Annotated in this window: 21 protein-coding genes; 5 read left to right on the forward strand and 16 right to left on the reverse strand. The window is 68.5% G+C overall.

Going from position 1 to position 26,318, the window contains the following annotated elements; all coding sequences use genetic code 11:
• Window positions 1-16: 16 nt before the first annotated feature.
• Both ybeY and GVV86_RS03570 read right to left on the reverse strand, forming a co-directional pair.
• Window positions 17-490, reverse strand: a complete 474-nt coding sequence (gene ybeY / locus GVV86_RS03565; RefSeq protein WP_159801441.1) for an rRNA maturation RNase YbeY — start codon at window positions 488-490, stop codon at window positions 17-19.
• On the reverse strand, window positions 487-1,548 hold the full coding sequence (locus GVV86_RS03570) for a PhoH family protein (RefSeq protein WP_159616701.1): 1,062 nt from the start codon (window positions 1,546-1,548) through the stop codon (window positions 487-489). Before GVV86_RS03570 ends, ybeY begins: the two co-directional genes overlap by 4 nt.
• A gap of 435 nt (window positions 1,549-1,983) precedes the next feature.
• Here GVV86_RS03570 and GVV86_RS03575 point away from each other — a divergent pair, with 435 nt between their 5' ends.
• Complete coding sequence (locus GVV86_RS03575; RefSeq protein ID WP_159801443.1) at window positions 1,984-2,964, forward strand: GerMN domain-containing protein; 981 nt, start codon at window positions 1,984-1,986, stop codon at window positions 2,962-2,964.
• 21 nt (window positions 2,965-2,985) lie between these two features.
• Here GVV86_RS03575 and GVV86_RS03580 read toward each other — a convergent pair whose 3' ends face one another.
• The 3 genes from GVV86_RS03580 to hrcA all read right to left on the reverse strand — a co-directional run bounded on the left by GVV86_RS03580 (window position 2,986) and on the right by hrcA (window position 6,040).
• Window positions 2,986-3,735 carry a 16S rRNA (uracil(1498)-N(3))-methyltransferase gene (locus GVV86_RS03580; RefSeq protein ID WP_159616705.1) on the reverse strand — a complete coding sequence of 250 codons (750 nt, stop codon included), beginning with the start codon at window positions 3,733-3,735 and terminating at the stop codon, window positions 2,986-2,988.
• Between the two features lie 2 nt (window positions 3,736-3,737).
• Entirely contained in the window at window positions 3,738-4,865 is a 1,128-nt protein-coding gene (gene dnaJ, locus GVV86_RS03585; RefSeq protein ID WP_159616707.1) for a molecular chaperone DnaJ, read from the reverse strand.
• Window positions 4,866-5,026: 161 nt separating this feature from the next.
• On the reverse strand, window positions 5,027-6,040 hold the full coding sequence (gene hrcA / locus GVV86_RS03590) for a heat-inducible transcriptional repressor HrcA (protein WP_159616709.1): 1,014 nt from the start codon (window positions 6,038-6,040) through the stop codon (window positions 5,027-5,029).
• Between the two features lie 160 nt (window positions 6,041-6,200).
• On the opposite strand from hrcA, the gene GVV86_RS03595 reads away from it, so the two are divergent.
• Together GVV86_RS03595 and GVV86_RS03600 are read left to right on the forward strand one after the other, a co-directional pair.
• Window positions 6,201-7,055: a DUF3097 domain-containing protein gene (locus GVV86_RS03595; protein ID WP_159616711.1), complete on the forward strand. Its 855-nt coding sequence runs from the start codon at window positions 6,201-6,203 to the stop codon at window positions 7,053-7,055.
• A gap of 78 nt (window positions 7,056-7,133) precedes the next feature.
• Window positions 7,134-7,553 carry a DUF4870 domain-containing protein gene (locus tag GVV86_RS03600; RefSeq protein WP_159616713.1) on the forward strand — a complete coding sequence of 140 codons (420 nt, stop codon included), beginning with the start codon at window positions 7,134-7,136 and terminating at the stop codon, window positions 7,551-7,553.
• 45 nt (window positions 7,554-7,598) lie between these two features.
• Here the strand turns inward: GVV86_RS03600 and hemW are convergent, their stop codons facing one another.
• Window positions 7,599-8,828, reverse strand: a complete 1,230-nt coding sequence (gene hemW / locus GVV86_RS03605) for a radical SAM family heme chaperone HemW (protein WP_159801445.1) — start codon at window positions 8,826-8,828, stop codon at window positions 7,599-7,601.
• Window positions 8,829-8,864: 36 nt separating this feature from the next.
• On the reverse strand, window positions 8,865-10,718 hold the full coding sequence (gene lepA, locus GVV86_RS03610; RefSeq protein WP_201291343.1) for a translation elongation factor 4: 1,854 nt from the start codon (window positions 10,716-10,718) through the stop codon (window positions 8,865-8,867).
• 142 nt (window positions 10,719-10,860) lie between these two features.
• Here lepA and GVV86_RS03615 point away from each other — a divergent pair, with 142 nt between their 5' ends.
• Both GVV86_RS03615 and rpsT read left to right on the forward strand, forming a co-directional pair.
• Entirely contained in the window at window positions 10,861-11,349 is a 489-nt protein-coding gene (locus tag GVV86_RS03615; protein WP_159616717.1) for a type II toxin-antitoxin system PemK/MazF family toxin, read from the forward strand.
• A gap of 185 nt (window positions 11,350-11,534) precedes the next feature.
• On the forward strand, window positions 11,535-11,795 hold the full coding sequence (gene rpsT, locus GVV86_RS03620; RefSeq protein WP_159616719.1) for a 30S ribosomal protein S20: 261 nt from the start codon (window positions 11,535-11,537) through the stop codon (window positions 11,793-11,795).
• 194 nt (window positions 11,796-11,989) lie between these two features.
• On the opposite strand, the gene holA is transcribed toward rpsT, so the two are convergent.
• The 9 genes from holA to GVV86_RS03665 form a co-directional block, all read right to left on the reverse strand.
• A complete protein-coding gene (gene holA / locus GVV86_RS03625; RefSeq protein WP_246669862.1) occupies window positions 11,990-13,000 on the reverse strand; it encodes a DNA polymerase III subunit delta in 1,011 nt (336 codons plus the stop codon).
• 205 nt (window positions 13,001-13,205) lie between these two features.
• On the reverse strand, window positions 13,206-14,378 hold the full coding sequence (locus tag GVV86_RS03630; RefSeq protein WP_159616723.1) for a low temperature requirement protein A: 1,173 nt from the start codon (window positions 14,376-14,378) through the stop codon (window positions 13,206-13,208).
• Between the two features lie 419 nt (window positions 14,379-14,797).
• Window positions 14,798-17,266 carry a ComEC/Rec2 family competence protein gene (locus GVV86_RS03635; protein WP_159801449.1) on the reverse strand — a complete coding sequence of 823 codons (2,469 nt, stop codon included), beginning with the start codon at window positions 17,264-17,266 and terminating at the stop codon, window positions 14,798-14,800.
• 6 nt (window positions 17,267-17,272) lie between these two features.
• A complete protein-coding gene (locus GVV86_RS03640; protein ID WP_159801451.1) occupies window positions 17,273-18,283 on the reverse strand; it encodes a ComEA family DNA-binding protein in 1,011 nt (336 codons plus the stop codon).
• A gap of 47 nt (window positions 18,284-18,330) precedes the next feature.
• Window positions 18,331-19,212 (reverse strand): DegV family protein, encoded by an 882-nt coding sequence (locus GVV86_RS03645; RefSeq protein ID WP_159801453.1) that lies wholly within the window; start codon window positions 19,210-19,212, stop codon window positions 18,331-18,333.
• 2 nt (window positions 19,213-19,214) lie between these two features.
• On the reverse strand, window positions 19,215-21,713 hold the full coding sequence (gene leuS / locus GVV86_RS03650; protein WP_425513914.1) for a leucine--tRNA ligase: 2,499 nt from the start codon (window positions 21,711-21,713) through the stop codon (window positions 19,215-19,217).
• A 284-nt stretch (window positions 21,714-21,997) separates the two neighbouring features.
• Window positions 21,998-23,512 carry a glycerol kinase GlpK gene (gene glpK / locus GVV86_RS03655; RefSeq protein WP_159801455.1) on the reverse strand — a complete coding sequence of 505 codons (1,515 nt, stop codon included), beginning with the start codon at window positions 23,510-23,512 and terminating at the stop codon, window positions 21,998-22,000.
• 68 nt (window positions 23,513-23,580) lie between these two features.
• The gene (locus GVV86_RS03660) at window positions 23,581-24,327 is read right to left on the reverse strand and encodes an MIP/aquaporin family protein (protein WP_159616733.1); all 747 of its coding nucleotides are present in this window, start codon (window positions 24,325-24,327) and stop codon (window positions 23,581-23,583) included.
• Between the two features lie 133 nt (window positions 24,328-24,460).
• On the reverse strand, window positions 24,461-26,206 hold the full coding sequence (locus GVV86_RS03665) for a glycerol-3-phosphate dehydrogenase/oxidase (RefSeq protein ID WP_159801457.1): 1,746 nt from the start codon (window positions 26,204-26,206) through the stop codon (window positions 24,461-24,463).
• Window positions 26,207-26,318 lie beyond the last annotated feature (112 nt).

Below are 26,318 nucleotides of genomic sequence, written 5' to 3' on the forward strand. Positions count from 1 at the left end.
GCAAGGATCCCGATGATCAAGCCCGGGTCTCCCGCGGAGCCTGCCGGCCGAGGAAGTCGCTGAGGAGCTGGCGCTGCAGCCCGAACATCTCCTTCTCCTCCTCGGGTTCGGCGTGGTCGTACCCCAGCAGGTGGAGCATGCCGTGGGTGGTCAGGAGCAGCAGCTCCTCCTTGGTGGTGTGGCCCGCGGCGGCGGCCTGCGACTTGGCGACCTCCGGGCACAGCACGACATCGCCGAGCACCCCTGCCGGGGTGATCCGGCCCGGCGTGCCCGGGCGCAGCTCATCCATCGGGAAGGAGAGCACGTCGGTGGGGCCGGGTTCGTCCATCCACTCGATGTGGAGGCGCTCCATCGCCTCGGTGTCCACCAGGATGATCGACAGGTCGGCGTCAGGGTGGACGAACAGGCTGTCGATCAGGAAGTTCCCAAGCCGAACCAGCGATTCCTCATCGACCGCGACACCGGACTCGTTGTTGACCTCGATGCTCATTTGGTCCCCGCCCTGGCGCGGCGCACCGAGGCCACCGCACCGTCGGCAGCCGCCTCCCGATCGGCCGTCTGCGCTTCGTCCCAGCGGCTGTAGGCGCTGACGATGTCGCCGACGAGGCGGTGCCGGACGACGTCGGTGGCGTCGAGCTCGCTGAAGAACACGTCGTCGACCCCCCGGAGGATGTCGTTGACAATGCGCAGGCCCGACTTGGTGCCGCCGGGAAGGTCGACCTGGGTGACGTCGCCCGTGACGACCATCTTCGATCCGAAGCCCAGGCGGGTGAGGAACATCTTCATCTGCTCGGGCGTGGTGTTCTGCGCCTCGTCGAGGATGATGAACGCGTCATTGAGGGTCCGGCCGCGCATGTAGGCCAGGGGTGCCACCTCAATGGTCCCGGCGGCCATGAGCCGCGGGATGGAATCGGGGTCGATCATGTCGTGGAGCGCGTCGTAAAGTGGGCGCAGGTACGGGTCGATCTTGTCGTTGAGCGTTCCAGGGAGGAAGCCGAGCCGCTCCCCCGCCTCGACCGCCGGGCGCGTCAGGATGATCCGGTTGACTTCCTTCTGCTGCAGGGCCTGGACGGCCTTCGCCATGGCGAGGTAGGTCTTGCCGGTGCCTGCCGGTCCGATGCCGAACACGATGGTGTTGCGGTCGATGGCGTCGACGTAGCTCTTCTGGTTCAGGGTTTTCGGCCGGATCGTCCGTCCGCGAGAGGAGAGGATGTTCATCGAGAGCACATCCGAGGGCCGGCCCACGCTCTGGGTCCGAAGCATCGTGATGAGCTGTTCGAGCACCTGTGGATTGACCACCGTGTTGTTGAGGGCCATGGTGCGGACCTCAAACATCAGCCGCTCGGTGCGCAGGACGTCGGCGGCGGGCCCGGTGATGGACAGCTCGTTCCCGCGGGCCTGGAGGTTGATCCCGGGAAAGGTCGCCTCAATAAGCTTGAGCGCTTCGTCATTGGTGCCCAAGGCCTGCACCATCTGTTCACCGGAGTCGAAATGCACAACCCTCGTATCGAGCCCTGCTGCGTTTATGCCGGTTGAAGATTCGCTCATAGTACGGCCGTACGGCCTTCAATCGCCCCTTGTCGCTGTCGTCCGCTACGGCTGCTGGTGCCCCGCGCTGTTATGGATTCCGCCCCTGCTGCGGGCTCCGCAGCCCACCGGTTCCGGTGTCCCAGCTCCGGCGGAGCATGCTCGCCCGCTCCCTAATCTTACGTCATGGTGTGGAGGCGGTGACCGTCTTGTGGGCCGGGCAGGGGCGCGGGCGCGCAGCCCGGAGCGAACATACCAACTCGACAACATCTAGGTATCGATCCTGTTTCAGTCCTCGCAATGGACCGTCTCAGAGGGTTCCGCGGCCTTTCGCTGTGCAACGCTTGATGTACACGCCGTCCCATTGGGAACCGGCGCAGAAACCCGCAGTCCGTGCCATACATCGGCTTCACCGGAGCGGCGCACGGCATACCGATCGGTGAAGGAGGTCCCCGCATGAAACGACGGGATCCCCTTCGACGGAACCGCCTCGGCCTCCTCGTTCCCGCAGCCGGCGTCCTGCTGTGCACCAGCGTGCTGCTCCTGCCGGCCTGCACCCCCGATCCCCCGGCTCCCCCTCAGTCCGGGTCCTCGAACGTCCTGCCGGCCGGGCCGCTTGCCGAAGCGGGCAGCGCGTCGGACGAGCAGGTCGGTTCCGATGGCATCCTGCCGGTGTACTGGGTGGGGGACAGCAGCGGATCGGCCTTGCTGTACCGCGAGTTCACCAGTGAGATGGCGCCGGAGAGCGTCGGAGACCCCATCGCCGACGCGGTGCGCCTGATGACCACCGGCCGCCCCTTCGACCCCGACTTCCACACCCTCTGGGAGCCGGCCTCCATGGTGACGACGTCGATCTCCGCGCGGAACGTCATCACCGTCGACCTGTCCGCTGACGCGTTCCGGCCGGGGCTCCACAGCTCCCGGGCCCATCTCGCCATCCAGCAGCTTGTCTTCACCGCCACGGCCGCGGCTGCCAACGCCGGCCTGATTGGCGCCGGGGAGACGAGCAGCGTGGTGCTGCTCGTCGACGGCAAGGCGGGCTCCAGCGGTCCCGCCGGGGCGGCCCTCGACGGCGAGCTGCGCCGCGACCCGTCCCTGGTCGCGCCGGTGTGGATCACCAATCCGCAGGACGGCGACGTCCGTGACCCTTCGACCGTCGTCGTGTCGGGCTCCGGCCGGTCTGATTCGTTCACGCTGAACTGGCGGATCACCTCCCTTGACAGACTCAAGGGCGGAGTCACGCCCGCCCAGGGCCAGCGCGTGCCAGGGGCGACGGTGAAGGAAGGCAAGGCCGAGCTGGACGGCTCCCCGGGCACCACCGGCGAGTACGAGTTCACGGTCGCGCTGCCACCCGGGCGCTACGAGATTGCGGTGTTCCGCCTCGGCGCCGGCGACGCCGAGGAATTCGCTGACACGAAGACCATCGAGATCAAGTGAACGACCGGCGCGGTCCTGCCCCTACCAGCGGCCGAGCAGGTGGTTCAGCAGCACGAGCGCGGCGGGACCGGCCGAGGAGGAACGCAGGACGTGCGGCCCCAGCCTGGCGGCGGACGCTCCTGACTCCTGCAGGGCCAGCAGCTCGCGCTCACTGATCCCGCCCTCGGGCCCGACAATGACCGCCGTCGTGCCGCCGTGGGACGGGCCGGCCGCGAGCCGGGCCAGGCCCTCTCCTGCGGTTTCCGAGAGCACGAACACCCGGTCGAAACGTGTGGACCAGGCCGGGAGCCGGGTCGAGTCCAGCATCGGATGCACCTCGGGAATCCACGCCCGCCGGGACTGCTTGGCCGCACCGGCGACGACCGCCTCCCACTTCCGCTGCCCCTTGACCGCTTTCTCGGCCCGCCACCTCACGATGCTCCGCTCGGCCTGCCACGGCACGACAGCATCGACTCCGAGCTCGGTGGCGGCCTCGATGGCCTGCTCGTCACGGTCGCCCTTCGCCAGGGCCTGGATCAGCACCAGCTGCTCCCGTGGAGCCTCCTCCTGTCCGGCGGACTCGACGCGGACCGCAAGCGTGCCCGCGCTCCCGTCGGTGACGGTGCCCCGGAGCCGGAACCCGGCGCCGTCGGCCACGTCGACCCACTCACCCGGCGCCAGGCGGCGCACCGTCGTGGCGTGGCGCCCCTCGTCGCCGCCGAGGACGAAGACCGAGCCTACGCGGGCGGACCGCACGGCGGCGGCCTCCCCGAAGAACAGCGGATAGGTCACTGCTAGAGGTTCCCCAGCCGCTCCCGCAGCCGGGCGAAGACCCCGGAACCGCTGCTGGCCAGCTGGCCCTCGGTCGACTCCTCGCCCCGCAGCTCGGCGAGGCGGCGCAGCAGCTCCTCCTGGGCGGCGTCGACGTTGCGGGGGGTCTCCACATTGAGGTGGACCTGGAGGTCTCCGCGTCCCTGCCCGCGCAGGTGGGTCACTCCGAGGTGTCGGAGGGTGAGGACCTCCCCGGACTGGGTGCCCGGCTTGATGGCGAGCTCCTGCTCGCCGTCGAAGGTGTCGAGGGTGACCGTGGTGCCCAGGGCAGCCGCCGTCATCGGGACGCTCATGGTGACATGGAGGTCATCGCCGTCGCGCAGGAAGGTGCTGTCGGTGTTGACCCGGATTTCGATGTAGAGGTCGCCCTGCGGGCCGCCGGCGGTGCCGGCCTCGCCCTGGCCGCTGAGCTGGATCCGGGTGCCGGTCGAGACGCCGGCCGGGATTTTGATGGTCAGGCTGCGGCGGGCACGGATACGGCCCTCGCCCTTGCACTCGTGGCAGGGATGGGGGATGACGGTGCCGAAACCCTGGCAGGTGCCGCAGGGGGCGCTCGTCATGACCTGGCCGAGGATGGAACGCACGGCCCGCTGGACCTGGCCCGAGCCGCCGCAGATGTCGCAGGTCTGCGGTGAGGTGCCGGGCTGGCAGCAGGTCCCGTCGCAGGTGGGGCAGACGGCCGCGGTATCGACCTCGATCTTCTTGTTGATGCCGAAGACGGCGTCCTTGAGGTCGATCCGCACGTTGATCAGTGCATCCTGGCCCCGGCGGGTGCGCGAGGGCGGGCCGCTGGGGCCGCCGCCTCCGAAGAAGGTCTCGAAGATGTCCTGGAAGGCGAATCCGGAGCCGGAGTAGCCCGAGCCGAAGCCGTTGTCGGTTCCGTTCTCGTTGCCGGTGGTGTCGTAGACCCGCCGCTTCTGCGGGTCGGAGAGCACCTCGTAGGCGTGGCTGACGCGCTTGAACTCCTCGGAGGCATCCGTGCCCGGGTTCACATCCGGGTGGAGCTTGCGCGCGAGCTTCCGGTAGGCCTTCTTGATTTCCTCGCTGCTCGCGCCCTGCGACACACCGAGCGCCTCATAGTGATTACTCACTCCTGCACATCTCTTCCTGTAGAACACGCTGTTCGGCTGACCGACGTACCTGCAGGCCCGGCACCCGGGCCCGGCCGACGTCGTTTATCAGCCCTTGCTATCCGGCCTTGGTCTCCGGCCTTGGTTTTGCTTGGCTTTGCTCATCCGGCTCGGCGTTGGCGCTAGTCGGCGAGGACCCTCGACAGGTACCTCGCGACCGCCCGCACCGCCGCCATCGTTCCCGGATAGTCCATCCGGGTGGGACCGAGGACGCCGAGCTTCGCTGTGGCGTCCGGCCCGTAGCCGGTGGCGACCACCGACGCCTCCGAAAGACCTCCGTAGGGGTTCTCGCTGCCGATCCTTACCGAGATGCCGCGGGCGTCCTGTTCCATCTCCGAGAGCAGCCGAAGCATGATCACCTGCTCCTCGAGGGCTTCGAGCACCGGTCCGATACTGAGGGGAAAGTCTACTGTGGATCGGGCCAGGTTCGCTGTCCCCGCCATCACAATGCGGTCCTCCCGGCTCATTCCGGCGAGACTCTCGAGGGTCGAGATGAGCGCCGCTCCGGCGGCACCGAGGGCCGGGGGCAGGACGGCGGCCGCTGCGGCAAGCTCCTTGGGCAGGGAGGACAGCGCCACCCCTGCCACCCGGGCGAGGATCCGCTGCTTGAGCTCGGCCAGTTCGGCTTCCTCGATCGGCGAGGAGACGGGGACGACCCGCTGCTGCACCGTGCCGTTCGTGGCGATCAGCACCACGAGGATCTGCCGGGGCGCCAGGAGCACGAATTCGATATGCCGCACGGCCGCACCGCCGAGCCGGGGAAACTGGACCACGGCCACCTGGTTGGTCAGCTGCGCCAGCAGCCGCACGGTGCGGTCCATGACGTCGTCGAGGTCACCGGCGCCTTCGAGCAGCGTCTGGATGGCCCGCTTCTCGGCCGCCGAGAGGGGCTTCACGTCCGAGATACGGTCAACGAACGTCCGGTAGCCCTTGTCCGTGGGGATGCGTCCCGAGCTGGTGTGGGGGGCGGCGATCAGCCCCTCCTCCTCAAGCACGGCCATGTCGTTCCGGATGGTCGCAGAGGAGACACCGAGCCGGTGCCGGTCAACCAGGGCCTTCGACCCGACCGGTTCCCGGGTATGCACGTAGTCCTCAACAATGGCCTGCAGCACTTCCAGGCGTCGTGGTTCGCTCATCTCGTTCACCTCCGCAGTCGCGTTGAAATTGGGCGGAGCGCCCCGTCCTTGGTTAGCACTCGACACGCCTAAGTGCTAAGTCTAGTACGTTCGGGACGATTGTTAGCATTGGAAAGACCGGCAGCAACTGTGCGTCGGCGCACACGGAAGCGAGATCAGGGTGGCCGACTTCGCCTGGGGGGCCCAGGACATCTCCGCCCCCAAACGCACTGTCCTGCCGGAGGTTCCGGCCGAGCCCGGCCTCGTCCTCGAAGACGTCCAGAGCGGCTTCGTGGGCGCCGTCGTGCGGGTGGAGAAGTCCGGTGGGCTGCACGTGATGGTCCTCGAGGACCGCCGCGAGAAGCGCCGGACCTTCCGGCTGGGGCACGGTTTCCTCGTCGACGGCGCCCCGGTGAAGGTGGTCGCCCCCTCGGCCGCACCGGTGAAGTCATCGACGCGGACCGCCTCCGGCTCAGTGAAGGTCGAGGGCGCGCGGGCGCGCGTCGCCCGGGCGAGCCGGATCTGGGTCGAGGGCCAGCACGACGCCGAACTGGTGGAGAAGGTGTGGGGTGAAGACCTGCGGCTTGAGGGGATCGTCGTCGAACCCCTCCATGGGGTCGACGACCTCGCCGGGGCAGTTCGGGCCTTCGATCCCGGTCCGCAGCGGCGGCTCGGGATCCTTGTGGACCACCTTCTGCCCGGAACAAAGGAGTCGCGGATCGCCCAGCAGGCGATGGCCCTGCCAGGCGCCGGGGGCAACGTCCTGATCGTGGGCCACCCGTACGTCGATGTGTGGCAGGCGGTCAAGCCCGGTGCGCTGGGGCTCGCCGCCTGGCCGGTGGTCCCCCGCGGACAGGACTGGAAAACGGGCATCCTCGCCGGTCTCGGCTGGCCCTCCTCCGACCAGGCCGCCGTCGCCCACGGGTGGAAACGGATCCTCGGCAGCGTGAAGTCCTATGCCGACCTTGAGCCGTCCCTGCTGGGCCGGGTCGAGGAGGTCATCGACTTCCTCACCGCCGGCTCTCACGAATCCTGATGCCGCCGGCGCTCGGCAGCAAGTACCCTTAGAGGAAGTCCTGGGGTCAACCCGCCGCGCTGCAAAGGAAGAAACTCGTTGCCAAACACTGCCGATGAACCCCAGAACTCCGGAACTGGCGGAAACCGGTCTGCTTTTGAAGGGGCACCCGCCACGGCCCTGCCCCTCACGGCCTCCCAGGACCGGCAGTTCGCGACTCTGGCGCATTTCGGCGGCATTCTCGGGTTTGTGCCGTCCCTGGTGATCTATCTGATCTTCAAGGACCGCGGCCCCTTCACCGCCCAGGAATCGAAGGAGGCGCTGAACTTCACGCTTCCCCCCACTCTCCTGGCCTTCGTGGCGTGGCTGCTCTCCCTGCTGCCCGTGATCGGCGGGGTGTTCGCGGTCGTCAACGCGCTGATCTGGGTCGGCATTGCGGTGTTCTCCGTGACCGCCGGCATCCAGGTCAACCGGGGCAGGCCCTACCGGTACGCGTTGAACCTGCGTCCGCTGCGCTGACCCGTTCCACTTCCCGGCCGCGGCCGGGAAACCCCGCCCGCGCTCCTAGTCCGGCAGGAGGCGGCGCACGACGGCGTCGGCCATCAGCCGGCCGCTGCCCGTCAGGCGCAGCCGGCCGCGGATGGCGTCCGGCCCGTCAATGAGGCCGTCGGCGATGAGCCCGGCGATGGCGTGCCGTCCCGCCGGCTCAAGCCGGTCGACCGCAAGCCCCTCGCGCAGCCGCACCCGCAGCAGGACGTCTTCGACGTACCGGTCGTGATCGTTCAGCACCTCGCGGCCCGCGGCAGGAGACGCGCCGGGCGTGAGCGCCGCGGCGTAGGCCCGGGGGTGCTTCACGTTCCACCAGCGGACGCCTCCGACGTGTGAGTGTGCGCCCGGTCCTGCGCCCCACCAGTCGTCTCCGCGCCAGTACGCCAGGTTGTGGCGGCACTCGTCGGCGGCCGTGCGCGCCCAGTTGCTGACCTCATACCACTGGAGGCCGCCGGCGGTGAGCAGTTCGTCCGCGAGGGCGTACTTTTCGGCGTGGTCGTCGTCGTCGATCGGGGGCACCTCGCCGCGGCGGATCCGCCCGGCGAGCTTCGTCCCGTCCTCGATGATGAGGGCGTAGGCGGAGATGTGGTCCGGCCCGTAGGACAGCGCCGTCGTCAGCGAATGCCGCCAGTCCTCGAGGGACTCCCCCGGCGTGCCGTAGATCAGGTCGAGGCTGACCTTCAGGCCGGCTCGCCGCGCCCACTCGACGGCCTGAGGCACCCGCTCGGGCGAATGGGTCCGGTCGAGGACCTTCAGGACGTGGGGAACCGCCGACTGCATGCCGAAGGACACCCGCGTAAACCCGGCCGCCGCGAGGATCTGCAGGGATTCCTCGGTCACCGAATCGGGGTTCGCCTCGGTGGTGACCTCCGCACCCTCGACCAGGCCCCACTGGGCCACGGCCTCGGAGAGGATGCCGGCGAGGTCCGACGCCGGAAGCAGGGTCGGGGTGCCGCCGCCGAAGAACACCGTCGAGAGCGGGCGGCGGGGCACACCGGAGGCATCGAGCGCCTGGCCGGCGAGGGTGAGCTCCTGGTGGACGGTCCCGGCGTACTGGTCCTGGGAGCCCCCTCCGCCCAGTTCGGTGGCGGTGTAGGTGTTGAAGTCGCAGTAGCCGCACCGGACGGCGCAGAACGGAATGTGGACATAGAGTCCGAAATTCCGCCCGGCCGCGCCCTCGCGCGCTTGCTCGGGCAAAACTCCGTCAGCGGGCGCCGGGAGTCCGAGGGGCAGTGCGCTAGGCACCGGATCCCCTCCGGACGGAGGGGGTGTTTCCAAACGTCACTTCTTGGCTTTGTCCTTCGACTCATCGGAGGACAGGGCCGCGATGAAGGCCTCCTGGGGTACTTCGACCCGCCCGACCATCTTCATGCGCTTCTTGCCCTCCTTCTGCTTTTCGAGAAGCTTGCGCTTCCGGGTGATGTCGCCGCCGTAGCACTTGGCCAGGACGTCCTTGCGGATGGCCCGGATGCTTTCGCGGGCGATGATGCGCGATCCGATGGCTGCCTGGATGGGCACCTCGAACTGCTGGCGCGGAATGAGCTCGCGCAGCTTGCCCGTCATCATGACCCCGTAGGCGTAGGCCTTGTCGCGGTGGGTGATGGCGCTGAAGGCGTCGACCTGCTCGCCCTGCAGGAGGATGTCGACCTTCACGAGGTCCGAGACCTGGTCCCCGTCTGCCTTCCAGTCGAGCGAGCCATAGCCGCGCGTCTTGGACTTCAGGAGGTCGAAGAAGTCGAAGACGATCTCGGCCAGAGGCAGCCGGTACCGGATCTCGACGCGGTCCTCCGAAAGGTAGTCCATCCCGCCGAGCACGCCGCGGCGCTGCTGGCACAGTTCCATGATGGCGCCCACGAACTCCGACGGCGCCAGGATGGTCGCCGAGACCATGGGCTCGCGCACCTCGGCGATCTTGCCCACCGGGTATTCGCTGGGGTTGGTGACCTTCAGGGTGCGCTTGTCCTCGAGGGTGACCTCGTACTCCACGTTGGGCGCCGTGGAGATCAGGTCCAGGTTGTACTCGCGCTCCAGGCGCTCGCGCGTGATCTCAAGGTGCAGCAGGCCGAGGAAGCCGACGCGGAAACCGAAGCCCAGCGCTGCGGACGTCTCGGGCTCGTAGACGAGGGCGGCGTCGTTGAGGGTGAACTTCGCGAGGGCATCGCGCAGCACCGGATAATCCGTGCCGTCAAGCGGGTAGAGACCCGAGAAGACCATCGGCTTCGGGTCCTGGTAGCCGCCCAGCGACTCCGCCGCAGGCTTGGCGAGGTTGGTGACGGTGTCGCCCACCTTGGACTGGCGGACGTCCTTGACGCCGGTGATCAGGTAGCCGACCTCGCCCACGCCGAGCCCCTTGGACGGCTTGGGCTCCGGGGAGCTGACGCCGATCTCGAGGAGCTCGTGGCTCGCCCGGGTCGACATCATCTGGATGCGCTCGCGGGGGCTGAGCTTCCCGTCGACCACCCGCACATAGGTCACGACGCCGCGGTAGGTGTCGTACACCGAGTCGAAGATCATGGCACGCGCCGGCGCGTTCGGGTCACCGGTGGGCGCCGGGAGGTCCCGCACGATCTTGTCCATCAGGGCCTCGACGCCGACGCCGGTCTTCCCGGATACCATCAGGACGTCCTCGGGCTCTCCCCCGATGAGGCTCGCCAGTTCGGCTGCGTACTTCTCCGGCTGTGCCGCCGGAAGGTCGATCTTGTTCAGCACAGGAATGATGGTGAGGTTGTTTTCCATCGCCAGGTACAGGTTCGCGAGCGTCTGCGCCTCGATGCCCTGCGCCGCGTCAACGAGCAGGATGGCGCCTTCGCACGCAGCGAGCGACCGGGAGACCTCGTAGGTGAAGTCGACGTGCCCGGGCGTGTCGATCATGTTGAGGGCGTACGCGGTGCCGTCGACCTCCCACGGGAGCCGGACGGCCTGGGACTTGATCGTGATGCCACGCTCACGTTCGATATCCATCCGGTCCAGGTACTGGGCCTTCATGTCACGCTGCTCCACCGCGCCGGTGAGCTGGAGCATCCTGTCCGCCAGCGTGGACTTCCCATGATCGATATGAGCGATGATGCAGAAGTTCCGAATGATCGCCGGATCAGTGGCGGCAGGCACCGGAGCGGTGCGGGCCATGGGTGACACGTGGGTTCCTCACTCTTGCGGGACGGTTGACAAGGGACCGATCGTCGTCGGGCATCCGTTGCCCTACTAGTGTCCCACGCCCTGTCCTTACCGGCCGAACGCGGCACCCGGGGCAACCGGGCCGGCCCGCTACTGTGGATCCATGGGAATCGACGCTTCCACACTGCTCCGATGGTCCCGGGCGGCAGCGCGCCTGCTGCGGCGCGCTTCCTCCCCCACGACGCCGGCGGGCGCCTCGGGCCCTGCGGCCACGCGGCGGATTCCTACCCGCGGGCGCTTCACGTACTCGCCGCGGCCTGACGGCCGACCCGACCCGGGCGAGATCGTCTGGACCTGGGTGCCCTACGAGGAAGACCCGCGCCAGGGCAAGGACCGTCCGGTCCTGCTGATCGGGCGCGACCGGCGGCACCTTCTGGGCCTGGCACTGACGTCGCGGGACCGCAACAACGGGCGCTCCGCCGACGCACGGTACGTGGACATCGGCACGGGACCCTGGGATCCGAAGCGCCGCCCGAGCGAGGTGCGGGTGGACCGGATCCTCCGCATCGAGCCGTCGGCGATCCGGCGCAACGGTGCCGTACTTCCGAAGGCCGCATTCGACGCCGTCGTCGGGCGCATCCCGCGCACCTGACGGGGCCCGCCGGGCACCGCCCACCGCAGAGCCGGTCGAACTCTGCTAAGATAGCTAGCTGTGTGTCCGCGCAGGTCGACGGGCACTTTGGACCAATCGCCACACGGTATCCCCACGCCGCTCAGTTCATGGTTGGACCGAAATTCCCTCACGACCAGTCCGCAATACAAAGAAAGTTCTCATACGTGGCAAATATCAAGTCCCAGAAGAAGCGCATCCTCACCAGCGAAAAGGCGAGGCAGCGCAACAACTCGGTGAAGTCCGAGCTCAAGACGGCGATCCGCGCGGTAACCACCGCCCTGGATTCCTCGAACAAGGACGCCGCCGCGGCCGCACTGCAGACTGCCAGCCGCAAGCTCGACAAGGCTGTCAGCAAGGGTGTGCTGCACAAAAACAACGCAGCCAACCGCAAGTCGGCCATCTCCAAGAAGGTCAACGCGCTCTAAGCGTTCCCCAGGTTTTCACACCTGTGGCCGGTCCCTCGGGGCCGGCCACAGGTCTTTAACGGCCCTCCCCGCTGCGAGTCCGGCAGGCTGAAGGTCCCGCTCCTGCGCGGCCCCGGCCAATAACGGCCCTGGCCAGCAGCCGCCAGGGCAGGCGGGGTCCTGCCGGGAGGATGGCGCCGGGCTGTCTCCGGCGCTCAGCGGTCTCCGAGGGCGATGATGGTGACGGCGCGTTCCACCGCATAGACCGGATCCCGCGACCCGCCCTTGACCTGGGCATCGGCGCCGGCGAGGGCGCGCACGCACCGGGCGAGGGACTCGGAGGAGAACCGCTGGGCTTCCCTGCGCGCCTGGTCGACCTGCCACGGCGCCATTCCGAGGGACCGGGCCAGCTGGGCGGAGGAGCCCGACGCGCCGTGGACCTTGGCGACGGCACGGACCTTCATGGCGAGGGCCGCCACCAGCGGGACGGGGTCGGCGCCCGTCGCCAGGGCATGGCGCAGCATCGACAGGGCCTGAGCCGTCCGCCCGGCGAGGGCGGCGTCGGCGACCTTGAAGCCTGTCGCCTCGACCCTGCCCCCGTAGTACTTCTCCACCGCTTCCGACGTGACGTCCCCGACCGTATCGGCGATCAGCTGGTGGCACGCCGCCGCGAGTTCCGAAAGCTGCGATCCGACGGCGGCAACCAGGGCGCGGACGGCGTCCCCGTCGATCCTGCGCCGGGCGAGCCGGAACTCCGCAGAGACGAAGTCGGCCTTGTCCGCGTCCTTCTTCAGCGGCTGGCAGTCGACGCTGACTCCGCCGCTCGCGGAAATGGCGTCAAGGAGCTTCTTGCCGCGGTTCCCGCCGCTGTGCCGCAGCACCAGCACCACGTCCGGCGCCGGATCCGCGAGGTAGGCGAGGGCATCCTGAAGGAATTCATCATTCATCGAGGCGAGTCCGGCGACCTCAATGATCTTCCAGTCCCCGAACAGCGACGGGCTCGACTGCAGCCCCAGACTGCCGGCGCCATAGGCGGCGGCATCGAGGGTGACGAGTTCGGCACCGGGCTGGGCGGTGCGCACCTGGGTGCGGATCAGTTCGGAGGCTTTCGAGGCCAGGTAGTCCTCCGGCCCGCTGAGCAGGACGACGGGCGCCGGGCGCGCCTCCCGCCAGGACACCACGGTGGGCTTCCCCGAGGGGCGGCTGCTGCTTGACTTGGTGGCCACGAAACCTTCATTCCTGCTCGAAGTGCTTACCGACCAACTGTGCCATGCCGCCGACCTCGGGCAAAGCTCCCCAGCCGGACCTTCAGCCGCAGCGCGGCCTCCTACTCGAAACAGCACGCCCACCTTCCGCATGGGCCCCGCTGATTCCTCCAGGCAGGACGGTGCTGGGGTCGTTATCGCCGACGTACCCGAAACGGCCGGGCGTCTAGTCGATGGTTGCGGAGTCCTCTCGGTTGTCCTCACTCGTGCTGCCGGTGAGCGACCGGGTGCGGTAGTCCCACACGATGACTGCCAGCAGCACGGCGTTGCTGGCCCAGTTCATGGCCAGCGGCGAGAGAGCGTTCGAGGCGGCGGAGAGGCCTGCGAGCGCGAGGATTCCGGCGATATGGGATACCAGCCACGGCCGGCCGATGGCTCGTTTGAACAGGAGGTTGCCGAGCAGATAGACGGATGATGCCGTCAAGATCAGCAGATTCGTCGGGATGTACTGATCCTCAGTCCCGATGTTGTCGCTTGGGTGAAGCAGGACGAGTTCATCGGCAACTGCGGTAAGCACGAGACCGAGGACGAGGACCACGGGAGCCCAGGTGTACGCCGATCGGGCGACCATGGCCGCGTTCCGGGAGGCGTTGATGAAGCGCCGTCCTCGGCTCTCGTCGTGGGCGAAGTACAGCAGCCACATCAGAACAGTGCTTGCGAAAGCCGAGAGGAAGGCGCTCACCTGCGTCGGATTGCCCTCGAGCTCGCCGAATGCCGTGCCCGTAACAATGATCGTTTCCCCCAGGACCACGATGATGAACAGGCCCGTGCGTTCGGCCATGTACTCCCCGGAGACGGTCCATACGGACGGCGCTGTCGATCCCAGGACCGGCATCCAGTAGCGGAAGAGGGGTGCCAGCAGGTCGATCACGATAGCCGCGGCCCAGAAGTACAGGCGTTCCTCGGATGGGGCGAGGCCGCCGAGGATCCAAAGCACGGCCGACACTGCGAACCAGATCGACGTTCGGATGTAGCTCACGCTCAGCGCCGCGTCATGGTCACGTAATGCGGCAACCATCAGCATTGCGCGACCGAGTTGGAGCCCTACATAGCCCAGCGCGAAGATCAGCCCCTGGCCTTCGTCGAATGCCTCCGGTATGGCACTGGACATCAGCAGGACGATCAGCATTGCGGCGATGAGCACCACCCGGATCAGCGATCGCTCCGGACTCAACCAGTTCAGCGACCAGGTCGTGTATACCCACACCCACCACATGGCCATCGTCAGCACCAGGGTGCGGGTGAATGTTCCGCCGTCCGGGTGGTCGATGAGCCCGTGGGCGATCTGGGTGATGGCGAAGACGAAGACGAGGTCGAAGAACAACTCGATGAATGACACCCGGTGCGCCTCAGCGTTCGATTGCGAACGTATGAGGGAGGGTCGGGAGGTGGGCGACGACATTGGGATCCTAGCGGTGGAATGGACGGGCGGGCAGTGGGCCATTCCACAGTAAAATCCGGCAGGCGAAGTGCAAAGCCTGCAGACGCCGCTCGACTCGCTTGGAGGCCCTCCTGCGAGCGGGAACTAGGGAAGCCTGACGAGATTCAGCTTGTCCGGGTTCATCATCCACATGAGCTGCGAGATGCCGTCCTCCCCGGAACCCCGTGCCGCCAACAACCACGCCCTTCACAGCGGACCTCAATTCCTGCCGCAGCACTCCTAGTCCGGGCTCTACGAGGAAAGGACAAGACAGCTCCCTAATCTGTGACAACCCGTGGACCCGCCCGCCCTCAGCGGGGTGAACGTCGGTCGGTTACTCAGTCGGCCAGCGGCCTCACCTCCAGTCCGTCAGCACCGAGGGAGACGGTGAAGGTGCCGAGTTGGTCGGTGCGCGCCGCGTAGACGGACTGCCGGCGCAGGTCGGCCACCACCTGCGGATGCGGGTGGCCGTAGTCATTGCCCTCCCCCGACGAGATGAGCGCAAGACCGGGCTGCAGCGCATCGATGATCGCCGTGCCCCCGTTCCGGGCACCGTGGTGCGCGACCTTCAGGATGTCCACGCCGGTCAGGGCCAGCTCCGGGTGCCCGGAGAGCAGCCGCTGCGAGGCCTCCTGCTCAATGTCGCCGGTGAACAGCACGGTCGCCTGCCGCGCGGGACCCGGGATCTCGACCAGGAGCACGGCACTGGCGTCGTTCTCGCTGCCGTAGCCCGCCCCGGTCGACGGACCGGATCCCGGACCGGTGCGCGGCCCGGGCGGCCACAGCGCTTCCCACTTCACTCCCCCGGCCTGGCCGACGTCTCCGGCGGCGATGCGCGCCGGTTCAAGCCCGGCCGCCCGGGCGAGGGAGCTGAGTCCACGGGGCAGAGTCGGTTCACCCGACGAGTAGCGCAGCTCCTTCACCTGCCGTCCCTCGAACACCCCGGCCGCTCCCCCGTAGTGGTCCTCGTGGAGGTGGGAGACCACCAGCAGGTCCACCACCGTGACCGCCAGGTCCGAGAGGCACTCGTCCACCGCGCCGGGATCGGGGCCCGCGTCGATGACCAGGGCGCGCCCGGGCCCGGTATGAACGACGAAGGCGTCGCCCTGCCCGACGTCGCAGCCGGCCACCACCCAGCCCGCCGGACGACCCGCCCGGGGCTCGAGCAGGACCACTCCGGCGGCTCCCAGGGCACAGCCCGCCACCAGGCACAGCGCCGCCGATCCGTAACGGACGAACGCCCGGCGCGGCCTGGCTTCCCGCCGCAGGCGAACCGCAGCGACGACGCCGAGCACAATCAGCAGGGACAGCACGGCCGCAAGTACGGCGCCGGGCACCCCCGGAAGCCAGGGCACCTGTGCGAAGGGCGCGACGCTTCCCACCCGGGCAACGGTGGCCACCCACCCGGACCCCAGCTGCCCGGCCGCCAGGAGGGGTTCGGCGGCGGGCGGCCAGACGGCGATGGCGGCAACGGCGAGCATCCCTGCGATCGTCACGAACGGCACCACCGGCGCCGCGGCGAGATTGGCGGGCACCGCATAGACGGACAGGGAGGGCTGCAGCATCACCAGCAGCGGCGTGCAGGCCAGCTGCGCCGCCACCGGCACCGCGAGCAACCGGGCAGCCCAGACCGGGAGGGCCGCTGCGAACCGCGAGGCGAGGAGCGGCCCGATGAGGACTAGCCCCGCTGTGGCCGACACGGACAGCAGGAAGGCATAGGAGGCGTGCAGCCACGGGTCGGCGGCCAGGAGCACGATCACGGCCAGAAACAGCAGCGGCAGGGACATCCGGCCCCGGCCGGTCAGGACAGCAAAAATCCCGATGGCCCCCATCACCGCCGCGCGCAGCACACTCGGTTCCGGGCGGACGAGGAAGACAAAGGCACTCAACGCGACGAGTGCAGCACCTGCGGCGGCGGGCCGGGGCAACCGGGCCGCACGCGCGGCCAAGAAGACAAAGGCCAGCACATAGGAACAGTTCGTGCCGGACACCGCGGTCAGGTGGGTCAGCCCGGTGGTCTTCATCGCCTCCCCGAGCCGGTCATCGAGCACCGAGCGGTCACCGATGGCCATTCCCGGAAGCAGACCTCCGTCCCCCGCTCCACGGGCGAGGGCCCGGCTGCTGAATTCGTGGCGGAGGTCCCGCGTGTAGTCCTCCGCGCCCCGGGCGGGTTCGACCACGGGTGGAGCGGCCGGAAGGAACACCGCCACCTCCCTCCCGGGCCGGTCCGGAGGGCGCAGCCTCCCCATGGAGCGCACCGTGTCACCCCTCCCGATCCGCTTCCACTGCCCATCCCCGAACACCACGACGGGCGACGCCGCAGTGAAGGAGCGCCCGGAGGAGGAGCCGGCAGCCACGATGGCGCGTAGGACATAGCGCGCCTCCCCGTAGTCGGCCCGAACCGGGGCGGCATCGCTGGACGGGCGAAGGATGACCGTGACGAAGGCCTTCGCCTGGGCCACCTCGTCGACAGGGCCCGCAGTGAACCTCGCAAGGCTTCCGGCGGCCGCCAGCGTGACCAGGCACCCCGCGGCCAGCGGCAGGAGAAGCGGGATCAGCAGTGCCGCGGCGGCCCGCCCGCGGTATGCCACGCACAGCAGACCGAGCGTGAGGCCGGCACCGGCGAGCAGGGCTCCCCCGGCTGCGGCTTCCTCCGCGGGCAGCCGGGTCGCCAGCGCCGCGGCTGTCCATGCCGCGGCGGCGGCCGGGGCCAGGCGGAAGTCGGTCGGGGTGTCCGGTTCCCGCGGTGGAACGGTCCGGGGTCGATGCGTCGATGCCGGGTAAGGCCTGCGGTTCCGGAAGTGCACGCTTCGTCACCGCACCACCACGAGGGGCAGCATCGCCTCGAGCAGGGCGGGCCCGATCCCCGGGACCGCTTCGAGGTCCTCGGGCCGCGCAAACGGGCCGTGTTCGGTCCGCCACGCGATGATCCGCTCCGCAAGGACCGGGCCCACGCGGGGCAACGACTCAAGGGCGGGGGCATCGGCGGTGTTGAGGTTCACCATGCCGTCGGGCATCCCGGTGCCGATGGTACCGGCGCCCCCGGGCCCCGCCCCACCTGATCCACTGCCCGGCGTCCGATCACCGGTGGTCGACCCGCCGGTGCCCGCCGGTGGGCCCGGCGAAACCGCTTCGCCTTTCCGCGGCACGTGCACCTGGCCCCCGTCCACCACGACGGCGGCCAGGTTCACGGCGTCGAGGTCCGCCTCCGGTGTGGCACCCCCTGCCAGGTCGATCACCTGGAACAGCCTCGAGCCCTGCGGAACCTCTCGCACCCCCGGCGACGCCACCGCGCCGCTCAGGTGCACGAAGACGCCGCCCAGCTCGGCCCCCTCATCCCCTTCAAGGGGCGTCCCCGCCCCGCTGCCGCCGGCAGAATCACCTTCGGATCCGGCGGTTCCTGACGCAGCCCCGTCGGCCGGCACCGAGCCCGGCGCAGCCGATCCCGGTGCGGAGCCGGGGGCTGCCTGCCCACCCCGCTCCAACTCATCCCCTGATCCTGGCCGTTGCTCCTCGGCCGAGAGCGGGATGGTCGCAACCGGAGGCGAAGCCTCGCTGCGGACGAAGAACAGTCCAGCGCCCAAGGTCAGCGCCAGGGCCAGGAACACCAGGGAGGCCCCACAGGCTGCGGCCCACCGGCGGGTCCGCGGAGTCGCCTCCTCGGACTCGACCTTGGTCAGACCACCCGGGCCGTGCGACGCACCGGCAGCCTCGCCGGTCATGCTGGCGTCGGTATCGACCGAATCGACCGAATCGACGGAACGGTCGGCGGGCGGCGGCAGCGGAAGAACGGGAGCGGTGGTGGCCCAGCGGTGTCGCGGCATACGCCACCGTAGGCAGGGATTCCACGCGGAAAAGTGCCGCGCTGTCGTTATGTGGACAACGGCCCGGGGACGACGGCCACCGCCATCACGCCGAGGCCGGCATGCGCGGCCAGGACCGCCGGGCAGCGGGCCAGGGAGACCGGGGTGCCGGGAAGACCGGATTCCAGCCGGGCGGCGAACCCGGCGGCCTCGTCGTCGTTCCCGAAGTGGTGCACCGTGATCTCGCTCCCGCCGGCGCGGGCGGCAGCGGCTTCCTGGACGATCTCGAGGAGCCGGTCGAGGGCTTTATCGGCCGTGCGCACCTTCTCCACGGGGACCACGCGCCCGTCCTGGATCTTCAGCAGCGCCTTGACCGAGAGGACGTTCCCCAGCCAGCTGGCCGCGGCGCTGATCCTCCCCCCGCGGCGCAGCTGGTCAAGGCTCGGCACGTAGAAATACAGCTCCGAGGTGCGGCAGACGATCGCCGCCGCGGCGGCGCTGCGCTCAAGGCTTGCACCCTGGCGCAGGGACTCCAGCGCGGCGACGGCGGCGTAGCCCTGCGGCATGCCGGCGGTGCGGCTGTCGATCACCTCGACGGGAATGCCGACGGAGGAGGCTGCCAGCCGTGCTGCATCGACCGTGCCGGACAGCGCCCCCGAAAGGTGGATGGAGATGATGCCCGAATGGCCTTCGGCCTCGAGGGTCCGATAGGCGCGCTCGAACTGGCCCGGCGACGGCCGGGACGTGCGCACCTCCGAGCCCTGCGCCAGCGCGATGGTCAAGGGCTCAACGAGGGAGTCCCCGCCGTCGCTGTAGATCTGGCCGGCGATCAGCACCGGCAGGGGAACCACAGTGACTCCCCCTGCGCGCCCCTGCCCGTCGAGCCAGCCCGGCGGGAACCCGGCCGCCGAGTCGGTCACGACCGCGGCCGGGAGTCCGTCGTTGGCCATTCTCAGCTGGGCACGATGTTGACCAGCTTGGGCGCCCGCACAATGACCGTGCGGATGCCCCTGCCGTCGAGGATCCGGGAGACGGGCTCGCTGGCAAGGGCCAGGGTCCGCAGCTCGTCCTCGGTGATGTCCGGTGACACGGTGAGCCGGTCGCGGACCTTGCCCTGGACCTGCACGACGGCGACGACTGACTCCTGGGCCAACAGGTCCTTCTCGACAGCCGGCAGGGACGCGGTCGCCACCCCGGGGGTGTGGCCCAGCCTCTCCCACAGGTCCTCGGCGGTGTACGGGGCGAACATGCCCAGCAGCACCGCGACGGTCTCGGCCGCCTCGCGGATGGCCGGGTCGCTGCCACCCGGGCCGGAGTCGATGGCCTTGCGGGTGGCATTGACCAGCTCCATCAGCCGGGCGATGACGACATTGAACTTGCTGGCGCCCATGAGCTCGGGCACGTCGGCCAGGGTGCGGTGGGTCGCCGAGCGCAGCCCCCGGTCGCCCGCAACGAAGTCGACGCCGGGCGCACTGGTGACATCCGCGCCCAGCCGCCAGGCGCGGGCCAGGAACTTGGCCGAGCCCGACGGCGACACGTCGGCCCAGTCGACGTCGTCCTCCGGCGGGGAGGCGAAGATCATGGTGAGGCGCACAGCGTCCACCCCGTACTTATCGAGCTGCTCGCCGAGGTCCACCCCGTTGCCCAGGGACTTGCTCATGGCCTTGCCGCCGTTGAGCACCTGCCCCTGGTTCAGCAGGGAGGAGAACGGCTCGGTGAAGTTCACTAGGCCCAGGTCGAAGAGCACCTTGGTGAAGAACCGGCTGTAGAGCAGGTGCAGGATGGCGTGCTCGACGCCGCCCACGTACTGGCCGACGGGCATCCACCGGTTGACGGCGTCGGTGTCGAACGGCGCGGTCTCCAGGTCCGGGGTGACGAAGCGCAGGAAGTACCAGGAGGAGTCGACGAAGGTGTCCATGGTGTCGGTATCCCGCTTGGCCGGCCCGCCGCACGACGGGCAGGCCACGTTGACCCAGTCCTCGACGGCGGCCAGCGGTGAGACGCCCCGCGGCTTCAGCTGGGAGCCGTGGAGGCCCTCGGGCAGGGTGACCGGCAGCTGCTCGTCGGGCACCGGGACCTCGCCGCAGGTGGCGCAGTGGATGATGGGGATCGGGGTCCCCCAGTACCGCTGGCGCGAGAGCAGCCAGTCGCGCAGCCGGAAGTTGACCGTCCCCTCGCCGGTGCCCTGCGCTGCGAGCAGTTCGACGGCGCGGGCGATGGCCGCGGGCTTGTCCAGTCCGGTCAGCTCGCCGGAGTTGACCAGGACGCCCTCGCCGGCGGTCGCGGTGCCGGTGACCGCCGGGTCCTCGGCGCCGGTGTCGACGACGGTGCGGACCGGCAGGCCGAACGCCCGGGCGAAGTCGAGGTCGCGCTGGTCATGGGCGGGAACGGCCATGATCGCTCCGGTGCCGTAGTCGGCCAGCACGTAGTCGGCGGCCCAGACGGGCAGCTTTTCCCCGTTAAGGGGGTTGACGGCGTACCGGCCGGTGAACACGCCGGTCTTCTCGCGTTCGGTGGACTGGCGCTCGATCTCGGAGAGCTTTTTGACCTGCTCCCGGTACTCCTCGAGCGCGCCGCGGTGCTCGGCGGTGACCAGGTCGAGGGCGAGCTGCGTGTCGGCGGCGACGACGAAGAAGGTCGCCCCGTAGAGGGTGTCGGGGCGGGTGGTGAACACCGGCACGTCGTGGGCAGGCCGGTCATCGGCGGCCTCAATGGTGAAGCGCACGGTGGCGCCCTCGGAACGGCCGATCCAGTTGCGCTGCATCGCCAGCACGCGCTCGGGCCAGTGGCCCTTCAGCTGGTCCATGTCCTGCAGCAGGCGGTCGGCATAGTCGGTGATCTTGAAGTACCACTGGTTCAGGTCCTTCTTGGTGACCATCGTCCCGCAGCGGTCACAGGCCCCGTTGATGACCTGCTCGTTGGAGAGCACTGTCTGGTCCTTGGGGCACCAGTTCACCGGCGAGTTCTTCCGGTAGGCGAGGCCCTTGTTGAAGAACCGGGTGAACAGCCACTGGGTCCAGCGGTAGTACTCGGGGTCGGAGGTGTGGATCCGGCGGGACCAGTCGACGCTGATCGCGTAGCGCTTGAAGGAGTGCGCCTGCGTGTCGATGTTCGCGTAGGTCCACTCCGCCGGGTGCGCGTCGCGCTTGATGGCCGCGTTCTCGGCAGGGAGCCCGAAGGAGTCCCACCCGATCGGGTGCAGCACGTCGAAGCCCTGCAAACGGGACCAGCGGGCGGCGACGTCGCCCATGGCGAAGGCCTCCGCGTGTCCCATGTGCAGGTCGCCGGACGGGTAGGGGAACATGTCGAGCACGTACCGGCGCTCGCGTGAGCCGTCGTCGAGCGGCTTGAACAATTCCAGCTCATCCCACACCGCCGGCCATCGGGCCTCCATGGCGGCGAAGTCGTAGGTGTTCTCGTCGGGCTGTCCCGCCTCGGAAGGTATGCTCACTGTCTTTGACCCTGTCCTGTCATTCTTCGCGATTGCCTCATCGTCATTCGTTCCCGCGTGCCGGCCGCGTCGAATTCCGGCCCGGACACACAAAAGCCCCTCGTCCAAGGAGGGGCCGCCGCACGCGAATCGCGTGCGGCTAAGGAAGAAGTCGCCGAGTTGACATGGAACAACCTTAGCGCAGAACTCCCGGGTTCCCCCGCGATTTCGCTGCAGGAGCACAGAAGCGCCCGTCCACCGGTACCGCTGGTGGGCGGGCGCCTGCGCGGCGGAGGGATCCGGCGCTAGGAAACGTCCTCGTCGACCCAGTCGAAGGTCTTCGTGACGGCCTTCTTCCAAAGGCGCAGCTGGCGCTCGCGCTCGGCGTCGTCCATGGAGGGGTTCCAGCGCTTGTCCTCGGACCAGTTGGTGGCGAGCTCGTCGGTGTCCTTCCAGAAACCGACGGCGAGCCCCGCGGCGTAGGCGGCACCGAGCGCGGTGGTCTCCGTGACCTTCGGCCGGATCACCGGGATGCCGAGGATGTCCGCCTGGAACTGCATCAGGGCGTCATTGGCGACCATGCCGCCGTCAACCCGGAGATCCTCCATGTCCACCCCGGAGTCGGCATTGGCCGCGTCGAGCACCTCGCGGGTCTGGAAGGCCGTGGCCTCCAGCGCCGCACGGGCGATGTGTCCCTTGTTCACGAAGCGGGTCAGGCCGACGATCGCGCCGCGGGCGTCCGCACGCCAGTACGGGGCGAAGAGGCCGGAGAACGCCGGGACGATGTACACGCCGCCGTTGTCGTCCACCGTCGTCGCGAGCTGCTCCACCTCGGGAGAACTCTTGATGATGCCGAGGTTGTCGCGGAGCCACTGGATGAGGGAACCGGTGACGGCGATCGACCCCTCGAGCGCGTAGACCGGCTTGGCGTCCCCAAGGCGGTAGCACACCGTCGTGAGCAGTCCGTTCTTCGAGTGGACGATCTCCTCGCCGGTGTTGACGATCATGAAGTTGCCGGTGCCGTAGGTGTTCTTCGCGCCGCCCTTGGCGAAAGCGGCCTGGCCGAAGGTCGCCGCCTGCTGGTCACCGAGGATGCCGGCCACGGGCACCTCGCGCAGCAGCTGGGACCCGTGGACCTTTCCGTAGACCTCCGAGGAGGACTTGATGGCGGGCATCATCGACAGCGGAACACCGAAGTCCGCGAGGATCGATTCGTCCCAGGAGAGCGTCTCGAGGTCCATGAACAGGGTCCGCGAGGCGTTGGTGACGTCGGTGATGTGAACGCCGCCGTCGGTGCCGCCGGTGAGGTTCCAGGTGACCCAGGAGTCGGTGTTGCCGAACAGCAGATCCCCGGCCTCGGCCTTCTCGCGCGCACCCTCGACATTGTCGAGGATCCACTTGATCTTGGTGCCGGAGAAGTAGGTGGCCAGGGGCAGGCCGACCTTGGCCTTGTAGCGCTCGACGCCGCCGTTGGCCGCCAGCTCATCGACGATGTTCTGGGTGCGGGTGTCCTGCCAGACGATGGCGTTGTAGACCGCCTTGCCGGTGGTCCGATCCCACACCACGGCGGTCTCGCGCTGGTTGGTGATGCCGACGGCGGCGATGTCGTGGCGGGTCAGGTTCGCCTTGGACAGGGCGCTGCCGATGACCTCACGGGTGTTGTCCCAGATTTCGGCCGGATCGTGCTCGACCCATCCCGCCTTGGGGAAGATCTGCTCGTGTTCCTTCTGCCCCGAGGAGACGATGTCCCCCTTGTGGTCGAACACGATGGCCCGGCTCGACGTCGTGCCTTGGTCAATAGCGATAACGTACTGCGACATTTCCTACTCCTTTGTTGAGATGATGTCGGTTTGTGCCCGATGCGGACGGCACCGGGCGGGCGTTGACCCTACGCCGGGAGCGCGGGGAACTCGACCAGCTGGACGACCAGGCCGGCGAGGATGCCGCCGATGATCGGGCCGACCACCGGCACCCAGGCGTAGCCCCAGTCGGAGCCACCCTTGCCCTTAATGGGGAGGATGGCGTGGGCGATGCGGGGGCCCAGGTCGCGGTTCGGGTTGATGGCGTATCCGGTGGGTCCGCCGAGGGAGGCGCCGATGCCGACGACGAGGAGCGCCACAGCCAGCGGGCCAAGCCCGGTCGGCGTCGAACCGAAGGCGATGATCACGAAGACGAGGACAAAGGTGCCGATGATTTCGGTGACGAGGTTCCATCCGTAGGAGCGGATGGCGGGACCGGTGGAGAAGACACCCAGCTTGTTGGCGGGGTCCGGCTCGTCATCGAAGTGCTGCTTGTAGGCCAGCCACGCCACGACGGCGCCGACAATGGAGCCGATCATCTGGGCGGCGAGGTACCCCAGCGCGTTGCCGAAGTTTTTGTCGACGTCCGGGGCGAAGGACCCGACGTCCCCGTTCACCCACAGGCCCACGGTGACCGCGAAGTTCAGGTGGGCGCCGGACAGGGCCGCGACGAAGACGCCGGCGAAGACAGCGAGCCCCCAGCCGAAGTTGACCATCAGGAAGCCACCGTTATTACCCTTTGTCTTTGCCAGGGCAACGTTGGCTACGACACCACAACCAAGCAAGAGCAACATCATGGTGCCGAACGCTTCGGCAACAAATACTTCAAGAGACATCTTTGACTCCTTGTGTGTATTTACTTGTGTGCAGGCGCCGCCGCCTGAGCGGCCCCCTTCCCCCGGCAACACCTGCCGTTGGATGGCCCCACCGCCCAAGGGCGGCGGGGCCGATCCCCCCGCGGACCTTCCGCTAGGCGATCAAGCTTCGAACCTCGACCCGGTGCGCGTCGGCGAGGACCGCCTCGGCGTGGCGGATCTCGGCCGCCGCGGCCTCCTTGTCCCAGCCCAGCAGCGGTGCGAGCACCGCGGCCAATTCGGCCAGGAGTTCAGAAGTCACCAGACCACGGAAGGCAAGCGAGGTCCGGCGGATCAGGATGTCGATCAGATGACCGACCTGCTCGTTGCGCACCATGTACTCCACCTCCCGGGAACTTAGTTCCTTAGTGGAACTGAACACGGAATCTTCGCCCTGCGCAAGGAACTCGATCACGTCAGTGGCGCGCGCGCCGTAGCGCGTGAGCAGAACCCCGATGCGCTCCTCGTCGTAGCCGGGCCTGACCGCGGCGGCAATCCACTGCTTTTCCGCCTGTTCACCGGCAGGAAAGCCCTCGCCTCCGCCGATGGCGAGGTTGGCCGTCGACTTCCTGCGGGGGACGCCGAGCACCGCAAGGGTGTCGTTGGCCAGGTGCTCGGAGAGCGCCCGGAACGTCGTCCACTTGCCGCCCACGAGGCTCAGCGTGGTCACCTTCCGGCCGCCGCGCTGTTCTTCGCGCTTCTCGATGCGGTAGTCGCGGGAGACGAACCCGGGCGAGGTGTCATCATGGCGCGGCAGCGGCCGGACGCCGGAGAAGCTGTACACAATGTCCTCCCGGCCGACCTGAACCGCCGGGAAGACATGGTGGACCAGGTCGAAGAAGTAATCGATCTCCTCGTCGGTGGTGACCGCGGGAACGCTCATGTCGGCGTCGACGTCGGTGGTTCCGACAAGCACGCGGTCGCCCATGGGGTAGATCAGCACGATGCGCCCGTCGGTGTGCTCGAAGAAGATCTCGCGACCGTCGGTCGCCTCGAGGAGCGCCTCGGAGTTGAGGACGATGTGGGAGCCCTTGGTGCCGCCCATGAAGGAGCTTCCGGCGCCGAGGGCCGCGTTGGTGCCGTCGACCCACGCCCCGGTGGCGTTGATGACGACGTCGGCCTCGAAGGTGAAGGTGGTGCCGGTGAGGTCATCACGGAGCAGCACGCCGTCGTCGGAGGCGCCGATGGCGTTGACGTAATTCACGGCACGTGCCTCCGGGTTGGCCAGCTGGCCGTCGCGCAGGACGTCGAGGGTGAGCCGTTCGGGGTTGTGAACGGATGCGTCAAAGTAGGTGGCGGTGTACTTCACGTCGGGGCGCAGGTCCGGCATGAGGGCCAGCGACTTCTTCCGGCCGACGAACTTGTGGCGGGGAACCGAGCCGCCGTCGCGCGAGAAGGAGTCGTAGAGGCTCAGCCCGACCTTGATCAGGAAGGCGCCGCGCTCGGTGGGCTTTCCCTGCTTGTGCGTGAGGAAGCGCATCGGGGCCGCAAGGATGCCCGAGAAGGTGCTGAAGATGGGGATGGTGGTCTGCAGGGGCTTCACGTAGTGGGGCGCGACCCGCAGGAGGCGGTTGCGCTCAACGACGGATTCGCGCACCAGACGGAACTCCCCGTTCTCGAGGTACCGGATGCCGCCGTGGATCATGTGGGAGGAGGCGCCCGAAGCGCCCTGGGAGTAATCGCCACGCTCGACCAGGGCGACGTCGACGCCCTGCAGCGCGAGATCGCGGAAGGTGCCGACGCCGTTGATCCCTCCGCCGATGATGAGTACCGAGGCACGGGGACGCTCGGAAAGCTTTTTCACCTCGGTCCGCGGTTCGCTGACATTGCCGCTGGCACTGTTGCTGTCGACGGTGTTCATTAAGGCACTACTCCGTAACCGTAAGGATTCTGCTGATATGGGACTGCCTGACCCATTCTTCGAACTCTGGAAATTGCAGTCAACTAAATTGCACAAACGTGCACGACAGGGG

It is taken from the genome of Arthrobacter zhaoguopingii (assembly GCF_009828595.1).
GTDB classification, from domain to species: Bacteria; Actinomycetota; Actinomycetes; order Actinomycetales; family Micrococcaceae; genus Arthrobacter_D; species Arthrobacter_D zhaoguopingii.